Raw genomic sequence first — 12,515 nt, 5'->3', positions numbered from 1 at the left:
TCGCACGTCGAGCGGCGATCGCCCCGCGGCGGGCGGCGAGGCGGGTGGCGCGATGAAGAAGCTCATCGCCTACCGCCTCGTCCTCGCCCTGCCGCAGCTGGCGCTCGTCTCACTCCTGGTCTTCTCCCTCACCTACCTCATCCCGGGCAGCCCCGCGGCGGCCATCCTCGGCGTCAGGGCGACGCCGGAGGCCATCGCGCAGGTCGAGGAGCGGCTCGGCCTCGACCAGCCGGCCCTCCAGCGGCTGGGCGAGTGGTTCGCGAACGCGCTCGGGGGCGACCTGGGCGTCTCCTTCGCGTCGTCCCTGCCGGTCACCGACGTGATCCTGGACCGGATGCCCGCGACGTTGTCGCTGGTCCTCGGCGGGATCGTCGTCGCCCTGGTCTTCGGTGTCGCGATGGGCGTCCTGGCCGCGACGCGGCCGGGCGCGACGGACCGCGCCATCGCGGGCGCGACCTCCGTCGGCCTGGCCGTCCCCGAGTTCTGGTTCGGCCTGGTCCTGTCGCTGCTGTTCGCCGTGCAGCTGGGCTGGGCGCCCATCGTCGCCTACACGCCGTTCACCGAGGACCCCGCGGGCTGGCTGCAGGGCATGATCCTGCCGTCGCTCTCGCTGGGCATCGGGGCGGGCGCGCTGATCGCCCGCCAGACGCGCGCGGCGATGACGGAGGCGCTCGCCGCCCCCTACATCGACACGCTGACGGCGGCCGGTGTGCCGCACCGGCGGATCGTCCTGCGCTACGCCCTCAAGAACGCGATGGTGCCGGTCCTGGCGTCGACGGGACTCACCCTGCGCATCCTGATCGGCAGCAGCTTCGTCGTGGAGCAGATCTTCGCCTTCCCCGGCCTGGGGCACCTGCTGCTGACGAGCGTGATCGGCAAGGACTTCCCGGTCATCCAGGGCGGTGTTCTCCTGATCGCCTGCCTGGTCATCGCGATGAACCTCCTCATCGACGTGAGCTATGGCCTGCTCAACCCCAAGGTGCGTCCGCAATGAGCGAAACCGTCAGCAAGACCCGGAAGGCCGCGGTGCCCGCGGCCGAGAGGCCCGCCGGCGGCTCCGGCGCGGCGCGCGCGTTCGGGCGGGTCAGGCGCCGGCCCGTGGCCCTGGCCGCCGTGGTGTTCCTGCTGCTGCTGTTGGCCGCGGCGGTCTTCGCGCCGCTGCTCGCCCCCTACGACCCCCGGGAGCAGAACTACTCCTCGGTCCTGTCCGGCCCGTCGGCCGAGCACCTGCTGGGCACCGACGAGCTCGGCAGGGACACGCTCAGCCGGCTGGTCCACGGCATCCGGATCGCCCTCCTCGTGGCGTTCGGCTCGGTCGGCGTCGCGATGGTGATCGGCGTGCCGATCGGGTTGCTGCTGGGGTACCGGGGCGGCTGGTGGGACCGCCTCGGGTCGCGCGCGCTGGACATCTCCGACGCGCTGCCCGGACTGCTCGTGGGCTTCGCCGTCATCGCCATCCTGGGGCGCGGCCTGCTCGAGCTGATGCTGGCGATCGGCTTCATCTTCTGCATGAGCTTCGCCCGCATGACGCGCGCCGTGGCGCTCGCCGAACGCGAGAAGGTCTACCTCGACGCCGCGAAGGTCGCCGGCCTGCGCACCCCCGAGATCCTCTTCAGGCAGGTGCTGCCCAACCTCACCGGCCCGCTCGTGGTGCAGGCCGCGGTGTTCATGGGCTCGGCGATCGGGGTGGAGGCGGCGCTGAGCTTCCTCGGCCTCGGCCTGGACGCCGAGGAGCCGACCTGGGGCGGGATGCTCAGCGTCGCCGCCGACGAGCAGGCGCGCCAGCCGTTCCTGGCGTTCCCGCCCGGCCTGGCGATCATCCTGAGCGTGCTGGCGTTCAACCTCGTCAGCGACGGGATCAGCGACGCGCTGGGCGGCGCCCGCCGCAAGCCCGCCAAGCGGCGCGCCCGCCTCGGTGCGAAGAGGACGGCCGAGGCCGCGGTCGTTCCGGCCGAGCCGGACGCCCTCCTGGAGGTCCGCGGCGTGACCGTCGAGCTGGAGCCGCCCGGCGGCGGCCGCGTCCCCCTGGTGCAGGACGTCTCCCTCACGATCGGCCGCGGCGAGGTGGTCGGGCTGCTGGGCGAGTCCGGCTCGGGCAAGTCCATGCTGGCCCGCGCCGTGCTCGGCCTGCTGCCGCCCGCCACGCGGCTCGCGTCCGGCACCGTCCTGCTCGACGGCCGGGAGATCACCGGCCTGTCCGAGCGGGAGCTGCGCGCGGTCCGCGGTCGCGGGATCTCCGTCGTCTTCCAGGACCCGATGACCGCCCTGTCGCCCGTGCACACGATCGGGCGGCAGTTGTCGGAGCCGCTGCGCGCGCACTTCGGGATGTCCAAGGCCGCCGCGCGCAAGCGCGCCGCCGAGCTCCTGCGCCGCGTCGGCGTGGAGAACCCCGAAAGCCGCCTCGACGACTACCCGCACCAGTTCTCCGGCGGCATGGCCCAGCGGGTGGCGATCGCGCTGGCGCTGGCGGCCGAGCCGCGCCTGCTCATCGCCGACGAGGCGACGTCGGCGCTCGACGTCACGACCCAGAGCCAGGTGCTGGACCTGCTGCTGGAGCTGCGCGACGAGTTCGACATGGCCGTGCTCCTGATCACCCACGACCTCGGCGTGGTGGCCGAGACCTGCGACCGGACCGCGGTGATGTACGCGGGCCAGATCGTGGAGGTGAGCGACGTCCGCGCGCTGTTCGACCGGCCGCGGCACCCCTACACCGCCGCGCTGCTGGCCGCGGACCCGTCCGGCGAGGTCACGGACGGCCGCCTGCCGACGATCCCCGGCGGCGTCCCGCTCGCGGGCGAGTGGCCGTCCGGCTGCCATTTCGCCAACCGCTGCGCGTTCTCCCAGGAGGGCTGCGTGGCACATCCGATTCCCCTCGCCGACCAGGTGCGCTGCCTGCGTTCGGCGGATCTCACCCTGGGGGTGGTGAAGTGAGCGTCTCGCAGGAGCGGCTCCTGAGCGTCCGCGATCTGACGGTGACCTACGAGTCAGGCCGGGCGATGCAGTGGCGCCGGAGCCCGGTCAAGGCGATCGACGGCGTCAGCTTCGACGTCCGGCCGGGCGAGACGCTGGGCCTGGTCGGCGAGTCCGGTTCGGGCAAGAGCACCATCGGGCGCTCCATCCTGCGGCTCGCCGACGTCTCCGGCGGCACGATCGACTTCGACGGCCTCGACGTGACGGCGCTGGGCCGCCGGACGCCGCTGTCCTACCGGCGCGCGGTCCAGGCGGTGTTCCAGGACCCGGCGTCGTCCCTCAACCCGCGCCATGTCGTCTCCACGGCGGTGACGACCCCGCTGCGCCGCCACGGCGTGGGTGACGCGGCGGCACGCGAGGAGGCGGCAGCCGCCGCCTTCGAGCGCGTCGGCCTGTCCCGCGCCCATCTGAGCCGCCTCCCCTCGGAGCTGTCCGGCGGGCAGCGGCAGCGGGTCGCCATCGCCCGCGCGCTGGCCCTGGAGCCCCGGCTGATCGTGTGCGACGAGGCGGTGAGCGCGCTCGACGTGTCGACGCAGAGCCAGATCATCAACCTGCTCGCCGACCTGCAGGAGTCGACGGGCATGAGCTACCTGTTCGTCACCCACGACCTGCGCATCGTCCGCCACATCTCCCACCGCGTCGCCGTCATGCACGCCGGACGGCTCGTCGAGCTCGCCCCCGTGGAGCAGCTGTTCGACTCCCCGAGGCACCCGTACACGCGCTCCCTGCTGGCGGCCAGCCCCGCCACCCACCCCACCGGCAGGGAGCGCCGCCGCTCGCACCGGGCGAACTACCGGCCGAACCACCACGGCCCGGAGATCGTCCGGGGCGAGGAGGGCTGCCCCTTCCGCAACCGCTGCGCCAGCGTGATGGAGGTCTGCCGCACCAAGACGCCCCCGCTCCGCGAACTCGCCGACGGCGGCCGCGTGGCCTGCCACCTGTACGGGGAGGAGGGGCGCACCGTCGAGGGAGGCCCGCACCGCGGCAAGGGGCGGGGCAAGGGCGGTGGCCGCGGGAGTACCGGCGAGGGTTAACGCGCTTCGGCCTCCAGGACCTCCAGGTGGGTGCGGCAGCGGACGAGGAGCATGGCGGTGTCGTCCTGGAGGGGGCCGCTGAGGTGGTCGAGGAGGTCGCGGCGGAGGTTCTCCAGGGCCTGTTCGGGGTCGTCGGCCTTGAGGAGTGAGACGCGCTCGTCCAGGGGGTAGAAGCCGCCGGACGGGTCGCGGGCCTCGATGACGCCGTCGGTGTAGAGCAGGAGCTGGTCGCCGGGGGTGAAGGGGAGGCTGTAGGGCAGGGGCGGGTCCGGTTCCAGGTCGGCCAGGCCCAGCGGGGGAGCGGCCGCCTCGGGGAGGGCGAAGAGGGAGCTGCCGTCCGCCCGCAGGACGAGCGGTGCGGGGTGGCCGTAGTTGAGGAGGACCACCTCGTCGGCGCGGATCTCCACGAGGATCGCGGTCACGAAGTCCTCGCCGGTCAGGCGGCGGTTCAGCGCGCGTTCCAGCCGCGCACCGACCGCCCTGATGTCGCACTCGTCCGGTGCGGCCTCGCGGAAGGCGCCGAGCACCACCGCGGCGGTCTCCACCGCCTCGAGCCCCTTGCCCTGCACGTCCCCGACGATGACGCGCACCCCGCCGGGGAACGCCACCACCTCGTAGAGGTCGCCGCCGATCAGCGCCTCGGCCACCGCGGAGGTGTAGGAGACCGCGATCCGCAGGTGCCCGGCCTGCCGGGGCACCGGTTTCAGCAGGACGCGCTGCGCCGCCTGGGCGATCGAGCGGACGTTGGCCAGCTCCCGCTCCCGGCGCTGCCGCACGACACTCGCCAGGATGCTCGCCCCGGTCACGCCGATGAGCGTCCCCCACGTCACGTAGTTCTGGCGCGTCCACAACACGTCGTTGTAGACGGCCAGGCCCGCGCACAGCACCACCGCGAGCACACCGATCGACAACGCCCGCCGCATCCCGCCGCTCAGGCTGGCGAACGCAGGCCCCAGCGACAGCAGGGGCAGGAATCCGTACTCGGGCCCGGTCACCGCGTCCGCCACCGCGACGAGCCCCATCATCGCGTAGGGCAGCAGCCCCAGCAGCACCCTGTTCCGGTTGGAGACCGGCCGCACGCCCACCCCCGCCTGCTTCTGGCCGTTTCGCGTCACGCTAGCGTCACCGACCGTTCCCGGCCACCTGTTTCACCAGGTATGTCACATGGCGGGAATCCCCGAGCACCCTGCCCGGCGGAGCGGGGCCGGCGTCTCCCGGACGGGTCGCGGGGGCCGCGGCCCGCAGGTCTGATCGACGCTTGCAAACACACCGATGTGATGGCGCTCCCGCCGTGCGCGTCACCACCGCCGACGGCCCGGAGAACCCCAGGTGGGCATTGCGTTCGACGCATTCTTGCGAAATGATGCGATAGATACTGACCTATCGAATAATTCGTGACCGGGTGCCACACCGGGCGGGTTCGGAGCGGCTGATGAGACTTGCACTGCACATCAACGACTACGCGAGCTTCGGCGAGCCCCGCCGGACGGCGCAGGCGCTGGGCCGTGTGGCGCGCACCGCCGAGGATACGGGCTTCACGCGGCTGAGCCTGACCGACCACGTATGGCAGATCAGCCTCATCGGCGAGGAGGACGCGCCGATGCTCGAGGCCTACACCGCCCTGGGGTACCTGGCCGGGCTGACCCGCACGATCGAGCTGCAGACCCTCGTCACCGCCGCGACCTACCGGGCACCCGGCCTGCTCGCCAAGATCGTGACGACGCTGGACGTGCTCTCCGAGGGCCGCGCCTGGCTCGGGATCGGCGCGGGCTGGAACGACGAGGAGGCCCAGGGGCTCGGCCTCCCCTTCGCCGCGCAGCGCGAGCGCTTCGCCCGGCTGGAGGAGACCCTGCGCATCTGCCTGCAGATGTGGAGCGGCAGCAGGGAGCCCTTCGCCGGCGAGCACTACCGGCTCGCGAGCACGCTCAACTCCCCGCGGCCCGTCGCCGAGCCGCGTCCGCGCATCCTCGTCGGCGGCGGCGGAGAGCGCACGACGCTGCGCATCGCGGCGAAGTACGCCGACGCCTTCAACGTCTTCGGCGGCGCGGACGCCGGGCAGAAGATCGTGCGCCTGCGCGAGCACTGCGAGCGGATCGGCCGCGATGCCGACGAGATCGAGAAGACCGCCGTCCTCCCGGCGGCGGTGCAGGAGCCCGGCGGTACGGACTCCCTGCTGGAGGAGCTGCGCAGGCTGCACGGGCTGGGCTTCACCACCGTCTACTGCACGGTCCCCGACGTGGCCTCCCTCACCCCGCTGGAGACGCTCGGCACGAAGGTCGTCCCCGAGATCTCCCGGTGGTGACGGCGGCCGGAGCGCGGCACGCCCCCACGACATCACGACCCGAAACGAGAGAGGAACCCCGTTGAACACCGAAGACATGATCCTGGTCAGCATCGACGACCACGTCGTCGAACCGCGCGACATGTTCGACGCCCACGTGCCGGAGAGGTACAGGGACCAGGCGCCCAAGTCCATCATGGACGAGAACGGCTACGAGAAGTGGTGGTTCCAGGGCGTCGCCAGCGCCTCCAGCAGCCTCAACTGCGTGGTGGGCTGGCCGAACGAGGAGTGGGGCATGAACCCCTCCACCTTCTCGGAGATGCGGCCCGGCAGCTACGACATCCACGAGCGGGTGCGGGACATGAACCGCAACGGGATCCTCTCGTCCATGTGCTTCCCGTCGTTCGCCGGGTTCAGCGCCCGCTTCTTCCAGGAGGCGGCGGACAAGGACCTCTCGCTCATCATGCTCAAGGCCTACAACGACTGGCACGTCGACGAGTGGGCCGCGGCCTACCCGGGCCGGTTCATCCCGATCGGGCTCGTGCCCGTCTGGCACCCCGAGGAGCTGGCCAAGGAGGTGCGGCGCCTGGCGGCCAAGGGCGTCAAGGCGGTCACCATGCCCGAGCTGCCCCACCTCCAGGGCCTGCCGAGCTACCACGACCTGGAGTACTGGGACCCGTTCTTCCGCGCGGTCTGCGAGACCGGCGTGGTGATGTGCCTGCACATCGGCATGGGCTTCGCCGCGATCAGCATGGCGCCGGACTCCCCGGTCGACAACAAGATCATCCTGGCCACCCAGGTGTCCACGTTCGCCGCCCAGGACCTGCTGTGGGGCGGCGCGATGACGAAGTACCCCGACCTGAAGATCGCCTGGTCGGAGGCGGGCATCGGCTGGATCCCGTTCTACCTGGACCGCTGCGACCGGCACTACACCAACCAGCGCTGGCTCGGCCACGACCTCGGCGGCAGGCTGCCCAGCGAGATCTTCCGCGAGCACTCCCTGGCCTGCTACGTCACCGACCCGACCGCGCTCAAGGTCCGGCACGACATCGGCATCGACATCATCGCCTGGGAGTGCGACTACCCGCACTCCGACTCCATCTGGCCGGACGCCCCCGAGTTCGTCCTGGCCGAGATGAACGGCGCGGGCGTGCCCGACGACGAGATCAACAAGATCACCTGGCAGAACACCTGCCGGTTCTTCGACATCGACCCGTTCCAGCACATCCCGCAGGAGCAGGCCACCGTCGGCGCGCTGCGGGCCCTGTCGCCCGACGTCGACACCAGCGTGCGCTCCAAGCACGAGTGGCGCCGGATGTACGAGGCCCGGCACGCGGGCGCCGGAGCCTGACCGCGACGGCGCGCGGCCACCGGGCCGCGCGCCGGTTCGCACGGATCCCGCGGGGATCGCGCCCCTTTCAATGCGAAATTTCTATATCTATCCATCTGTACAGTACGATCGACCCGATCTACTGGATCCACCCCCGTGGGCGCCGGGGTGGAAAGGCGAAGGGAACCAGGGCACATGAGCGGACTCGGCCTCATCCGGCCGGACATGCTGGAGATCGTCGGCAGGCCCTACCGGCAGGCGACCTCCTACCCGATCGGCGCGTCCGACATCCGGCGCTGGGCGGCCGCGGTCCACTTCCCGGCCCCGCCCCCGGCCCGCTACCTCGACCGGGACGCGGCCGAGGACGGCAGCCTGGCCGCCCCGCTGGACTTCAACCCCTTCGCCTGGGGGGCCGCCGAGACCAGGGGCACCGGCGTGGAGATCGACCTCGACCCCGCCTACCGCAGTTCCGGCGCGATGGAGCACAACCTCGGAGTCATCCCGCCGGAGTTGAAGCGGGCCCTCAACGGCGGGGTCGCGGCCACCTACACGGGCGTGCCCATGCGCGTCGGCGACGTCATCACCACGGCCTCCTCGGTCGCCGGGTACTCCGAGCGCGAGGGACGCCTCGGCGCGATGTTGATGACCGACGTCGTCACCGTCTGGACCAACCAGGACGGCGACGAGGTCAAGAGCCACCGCATGACCCTCATCCGCTACTGAGCCGCTGGAGCAACCGATGACCGAAACCGCGACCCGGCCCGCCGACGCCGACCTCGCCGTGGGCGCTTCCGTCCCGGCCTACGTGCGCCCCGCCGGCCTGGAGGCGTGGAACCGCTACGCCGCCGTCAACGACGAGTACGTCGGCATCCACATGGACGACGAGGCCGGCAAGGCCGCCGGATACCCCGGCGCCATCGGCATGGGCAACCTCATCTGGGGCTGGCTGCACTGCGCGGTCGACGGCTGGATCGGCGACCGGGGCCGTCTGGAGCACCTGGAATGCCGCTTCCGCGCACCCGCCCTCAAGGGTGACGAGATCACCTGCGGCGGGGTCGTCACCGCCCGCGAGACCGCCGCAGACGGCGCCGCGGTCCTGCTCCTCGACCTGTGGGCAGACCGCCAGAACGGCGACCGGCTGGTGACCGCGCAGGCCCGCGTCCTCCTGGCCGGCTGAGCCCGGAACCCGCCGCGAAGGCCCCCGGAACGGAGAGGAGACTCCGTTCCGGGGGCCTTCGCCCGTCCCGGGACCGGACCGGGAACGTGCGAAGGGGCGGGCCGACCCCGCAGTCGGCCCGCCCCTTCACGGAGGGCGGGGGAGCGGCTCAGGACACGACGTCGAGATCCTCGCTGCTGAAGTACAGCGGAGCCCCGTAGGAGTCCTCGACGTCGGTGACGAGGATCTCCTCGCGCAGCCGGGTGGTGCGCACACCGTTCTTGTTCAGCCACGCCTCGGCCGCGTCCACGTCGGTGACCTTGAACCGCAGGCTGTAGATCATGTTCCCCCACCGGGCGACGTGCCGGCCGAGGTCGGAGTCCTCGTCCGCCGGCTCGACGAGCTGGAGCAGGCAGTCGCCCAGGCGCAGGATCTCCGACCTGGCCTTCAGGTCGTCGTCCACGCCCGAGCTGACCGGCACGGCCTGCATGGTGTCGGCGTAGATCTTGACGGCCGACTCCAGGTCCTTCACCCCGAGGGTGACGCACGAGAAGCGCTCGAGGGTCAGGGGGTGGAAGCCCCACATCTTCTCCAGCGACGACCACGTGTCGAGGTTGCGCGGGTCGTTGCGCATCTCCTTGCGGCACAGCTCGACCATCAGGCCCGCGGTGTCGCGCGGGCTGGGGAAGACGTAGGCGGTCTCGGGGTCGAACTCCTCGACCCGCCCGCCGCCGGGCTTGCCGATGTACACGCCCGACTCCAGCAGGCGGTTGGCCAGGCCCACGAGGTCGTCGACCTTGTAGCCGACCGAGTGCAGGTGCCGCCCGTACTTCGTGTAGAACTTGCCGACGGGCAACTTCGGATTGACCGGCTTGTTCGGCGCCATCGTCTCGATGCACAGGTCGCCCACGAGGAGCAGGCACGCGTGCCGGTCCTCCCAGGGCAGGTAGTTCGGCTCCTCGACACCGAAGTAGACGAACCCGCCGAAGACCCGCTCGTAGAACTCGCGGAGCTCCTGGGCGTCGTCGGACATGTGCACGATGTGCACCATCTGACCGATGCCGTAGTCACCGGTCTGCTTCGGCTGCTGCTTCATGTTTCTTCCTCAGCTCTCGGACTCGGCGACGGCCCACTGGATGACCGGCGGACGCCCGGCGAGGTCCATCGCCGGGGAGGTCTCCATGCGGCCCGACCTCAACGCGTCGGTGAGCTGGGCGGACGCGGTCTCCACGTCGCCGTCCGGCAGCTCGTAGACGGTCAGGAAGCGCGGGCTCTCCGCCGTTCCGGGGTTCTCCGCGATCCGGTACCGCACGACCCGGTCGATCGCCGGGATCGCGGCACGGACATCAGGGATGTGCACCTCGTCGTACCACTCCACCAGTTCGTCGGTCCGGCCCTCGACCGGGCTGCTGAACGCCAGCAACGCGACTCTGCCCACGGCGGGCTCCTCCTTGTCGTTCGATGATGGTCAAGACGTCACCGCGGCCGCGGTGACCGCGTCGGGCCGCCCGTCCCGGGTGCCGGGGCGGACGCGGGCGAGCGACTCGGCGACCGCGGCGCGGACCGCCGCGACGTCCTCCGGCAGGACGGCGTCGACCACGCCGAGACGCAGTAGTTCGTGCGGGGTCATCCGCAGGTCGCGGGTCAGTTCGGGGGCGCGGCCCGCGTCCCGGTACAGCACCGCGGCACCGGCCTCGGGGCCGATCACGGAGAACACCGAGCCGTCCAGGGCCAGCAGCCGGTCGGCGTGCGCCAGAGCCATCGCCCCGCCGCTGCCGCCCTCGCCGACCACGACGCACACGCTGGGAGACGACAGTTCCGACAGGGCGAGCAGGGTGCGGGCGATCTCCCGCGCGACGCCGTCCGCCTCGGACTCCGGGCAGGGGTCCGCGCCGGGGGTGTCGACGAGGGTGAGCACCGGCAGGCCCAGCCGGTCGGCGAGGCGCACCGCGCGCCGGGCGAGGCGGAACGCCCCGGGTCCGGGGGCGCCGGGGCGCGTCCGGCCGGCGAACCGGTCCATCGCCACGACGACCAGGCGCCGTCCCGCGAGCGAGGCGAGCCCCGCCCGGACGGCCGGGTCGCCGCCGCCGATCTCCACCCAGGAGTCGGTCAGCCACGCCGCCCACTCCAGGCCGGAGGGGCGTGCGGCTCCGCGGGCGCGCAGCAGGTGCGCGTAGGGGTCCTCGGGCCTGGGGGTGGCGTCCGGGGCGCCGGGCCGCCCCGCGGGCGGCACGAGCGGCCCCGCGTCGGCGGCGCCGACGGCGGCGGCCAGCCAGGCCCAGCATTCGTCCGGTGCGACGATCGCGTCGATCAGGCCGTGCCGCAGCGCCGACTCGGCGGTGTGCGACGTCGGCGGCGGGTAGGCGCCGGTCACCTCCGCGACGACACGGGGGCCGCCGAAGCCGATCGTCGCGTCCGGCTGGGCCGCGCGCAGGTCCGCCAGGGACGCGAACGAGGCGAAGACGCCTCCGGTCGTGGGGGAGCGCAGGTAGGCGGCCGACCTCAGCCCGGCGGCCCGGTGCCGGGCGGCGGCGGACACGGTGCGCGGCATCTGCAGGAGGGAGATCATCCCTTCCTGGAGGCGCGCGCCGCCCGTGGAGACGGTCTGCACCACCGGCAGTCCGGCCTCCGTCGCGCGGTCGAAGGCCCGGACTATCCGGATGCCCGCCACCGCGCCCATCGTGCCGCCGTGCCGCCGGAAGTCGCAGTCGATCCAGACGGCCCGGGTGCCGCGCAGGTCGATCAGCGCGGTGCCGACCGACTCCTCGGTCGGCGGCGGGGCGGTGTAGCCGGGGAACTCCAGCACGTCGGCGGAGCGGAGGCCGTCGTCCCAGGGCTCCAGGACCTCCACGCCGCCCGGCCGGAGGAGGGGGTCAATCGTCATAGGTGTAGAAGCCCCGCCCGGTCTTGCGGCCCAGCCAGCCGAGCCGCACGTACTGCTTGAGCAGCGGCGGCGGGAAGTAGCGCTGGTCGCGGTACTCCTCGTACATCGAGGCGGCCATGTCGTGCACGATGTCCAGGCCGATGAGGTCGCAGAGCCGGAACGGTCCCATCTTGTGGTTGAAGCCGAGGGAGATCACCGCGTCGATCGACTCCATGTCGGCCACGCCCCGCTCGTAGGCGCGGATCGCGTCGAGCAGGTAGGGCACGATCAGGAGGTTGCCCACGAAGCCGGGCACGTCGTTGACCAGGACGGGCGACTTGCCGAGGGCGGCGGCGAACCCGGTCACGCTGTCGATGCAGTGCCGCTCGGTCACCGGGGTCCTGATCACCTCGACCAGGCGCATCGCGGGCACCGGGTTGAAGAAGTGCATGCCGACGACCTGCTCCGGCCGCGACGTCGCGCCGGCGAGGATCACCAGCGGGATCGTCGAGGTGTTGGAGGCGATGAGGGTGCCGGGGCCGACGAGGCGGTCGATCTCGCCGAGCAGGCGCTTCTTCAGCTCGACGTCCTCATAGACCGCCTCGACGACGAGGTCGGCCTCGGTGATCTCGCCGAGGTCGGTGGTGAGGGTGAAGGCCGAGCGGGCGCGCTCGGCCTGCTCCGCGGTGATCTTGCCGCGTGCGGCGGTCGACTCCAGGCCGGAGAGGATGCGGGCGCGGGCGCCGTCGAGCGCGGGCTCGGACGCCTCGACGCCGACGACCTCCAGGCCGTTCTGCGCGGCGAGCTGGATGATGCCGCCGCCCATCGTGCCGCAGCCGACGACTGCGATTCTGCTGATGTCCATGGGGGTCCTCGTCGAG

Annotated in this window: 12 protein-coding genes; 7 read left to right on the top strand and 5 right to left on the bottom strand. The window is 72.2% G+C overall.

The features are described from left to right. Positions 1-52 precede the first annotated feature (52 nt). From C2865_RS33545 to C2865_RS33535, 3 genes are read left to right on the top strand one after another with little or no spacing between them, the layout of a single operon-like run. Positions 53-994, top strand: a complete 942-nt coding sequence (locus C2865_RS33545; RefSeq protein ID WP_106402663.1) for an ABC transporter permease — start codon at positions 53-55, stop codon at positions 992-994. Beyond that, positions 991-2,931, top strand: coding sequence for a dipeptide/oligopeptide/nickel ABC transporter permease/ATP-binding protein (locus C2865_RS33540; RefSeq protein WP_106402662.1), 1,941 nt, complete (start codon positions 991-993; stop codon positions 2,929-2,931). The genes C2865_RS33545 and C2865_RS33540 overlap by 4 nt, the downstream gene beginning before the upstream one ends. Continuing rightward, a complete protein-coding gene (locus C2865_RS33535) occupies positions 2,928-4,004 on the top strand; it encodes an oligopeptide/dipeptide ABC transporter ATP-binding protein (RefSeq protein ID WP_232835939.1) in 1,077 nt (358 codons plus the stop codon). The genes C2865_RS33540 and C2865_RS33535 overlap by 4 nt, the downstream gene beginning before the upstream one ends. Here the strand turns inward: C2865_RS33535 and C2865_RS33530 are convergent. Beyond that, complete coding sequence (locus tag C2865_RS33530; RefSeq protein WP_198653786.1) at positions 4,001-5,119, bottom strand: PP2C family protein-serine/threonine phosphatase; 1,119 nt, start codon at positions 5,117-5,119, stop codon at positions 4,001-4,003. The genes C2865_RS33535 and C2865_RS33530 overlap by 4 nt on opposite strands. 317 nt (positions 5,120-5,436) lie before the next feature. On the opposite strand from C2865_RS33530, the gene C2865_RS33525 reads away from it, so the two are divergent. The 4 genes from C2865_RS33525 to C2865_RS33510 all read left to right on the top strand — a co-directional run bounded on the left by C2865_RS33525 (position 5,437) and on the right by C2865_RS33510 (position 8,792). Continuing rightward, positions 5,437-6,306, top strand: a complete 870-nt coding sequence (locus C2865_RS33525) for an LLM class F420-dependent oxidoreductase (RefSeq protein ID WP_106402661.1) — start codon at positions 5,437-5,439, stop codon at positions 6,304-6,306. A gap of 61 nt (positions 6,307-6,367) precedes the next feature. Then, a complete protein-coding gene (locus C2865_RS33520; protein ID WP_106402660.1) occupies positions 6,368-7,636 on the top strand; it encodes an amidohydrolase family protein in 1,269 nt (422 codons plus the stop codon). Between the two features lie 174 nt (positions 7,637-7,810). After that, positions 7,811-8,338 carry an FAS1-like dehydratase domain-containing protein gene (locus C2865_RS33515; protein WP_198653785.1) on the top strand — a complete coding sequence of 176 codons (528 nt, stop codon included), beginning with the start codon at positions 7,811-7,813 and terminating at the stop codon, positions 8,336-8,338. A 16-nt stretch (positions 8,339-8,354) separates the two neighbouring features. After that, complete coding sequence (locus C2865_RS33510) at positions 8,355-8,792, top strand: MaoC/PaaZ C-terminal domain-containing protein (RefSeq protein WP_106402659.1); 438 nt, start codon at positions 8,355-8,357, stop codon at positions 8,790-8,792. 148 nt (positions 8,793-8,940) lie between these two features. On the opposite strand, the gene C2865_RS33505 is transcribed toward C2865_RS33510, so the two are convergent. From C2865_RS33505 to C2865_RS33490, 4 genes are read right to left on the bottom strand one after another with little or no spacing between them, the layout of a single operon-like run. Then, complete coding sequence (locus C2865_RS33505; RefSeq protein WP_106402658.1) at positions 8,941-9,867, bottom strand: VOC family protein; 927 nt, start codon at positions 9,865-9,867, stop codon at positions 8,941-8,943. Positions 9,868-9,876: 9 nt separating this feature from the next. Further along, the gene (locus C2865_RS33500; RefSeq protein ID WP_157964010.1) at positions 9,877-10,209 is read right to left on the bottom strand and encodes a hypothetical protein; all 333 of its coding nucleotides are present in this window, start codon (positions 10,207-10,209) and stop codon (positions 9,877-9,879) included. 30 nt (positions 10,210-10,239) lie between these two features. Then, the gene (locus tag C2865_RS33495) at positions 10,240-11,655 is read right to left on the bottom strand and encodes a carboxyl transferase domain-containing protein (RefSeq protein WP_106402656.1); all 1,416 of its coding nucleotides are present in this window, start codon (positions 11,653-11,655) and stop codon (positions 10,240-10,242) included. Next, positions 11,645-12,499: a 3-hydroxyacyl-CoA dehydrogenase family protein gene (locus tag C2865_RS33490; RefSeq protein ID WP_106402655.1), complete on the bottom strand. Its 855-nt coding sequence runs from the start codon at positions 12,497-12,499 to the stop codon at positions 11,645-11,647. Before C2865_RS33490 ends, C2865_RS33495 begins: the two co-directional genes overlap by 11 nt. Between the last annotated feature and the right edge of the window lie 16 nt (positions 12,500-12,515).

Source organism: Actinocorallia populi (assembly GCF_002995495.1).
Lineage (GTDB): Bacteria > Actinomycetota > Actinomycetes > Streptosporangiales > Streptosporangiaceae > Actinocorallia > Actinocorallia populi.
The sequence above is the reverse complement of the archived record's forward strand: the minus strand, read 5'-3'. Positions and strand labels throughout refer to the sequence as shown.

Excerpts from the sequence above, each read along its gene's own strand:
- C2865_RS33495 (WP_106402656.1), bottom strand. The coding sequence starts at position 11,655 with ATGACGATTGACCCCCTCCTCCGGCCGGGCGGCGTGGAGGTCCTGGAG.
- C2865_RS33515 (WP_198653785.1), top strand. The coding sequence starts at position 7,811 with ATGAGCGGACTCGGCCTCATCCGGCCGGACATGCTGGAGATCGTCGGC.
- C2865_RS33505 (WP_106402658.1), bottom strand. The coding sequence starts at position 9,867 with ATGAAGCAGCAGCCGAAGCAGACCGGTGACTACGGCATCGGTCAGATG.
- C2865_RS33510 (WP_106402659.1), top strand. The coding sequence starts at position 8,355 with ATGACCGAAACCGCGACCCGGCCCGCCGACGCCGACCTCGCCGTGGGC.
- C2865_RS33525 (WP_106402661.1), top strand. The coding sequence starts at position 5,437 with ATGAGACTTGCACTGCACATCAACGACTACGCGAGCTTCGGCGAGCCC.
- C2865_RS33490 (WP_106402655.1), bottom strand. The coding sequence starts at position 12,499 with ATGGACATCAGCAGAATCGCAGTCGTCGGCTGCGGCACGATGGGCGGC.
- C2865_RS33540 (WP_106402662.1), top strand. The coding sequence starts at position 991 with ATGAGCGAAACCGTCAGCAAGACCCGGAAGGCCGCGGTGCCCGCGGCC.
- C2865_RS33545 (WP_106402663.1), top strand. The coding sequence starts at position 53 with ATGAAGAAGCTCATCGCCTACCGCCTCGTCCTCGCCCTGCCGCAGCTG.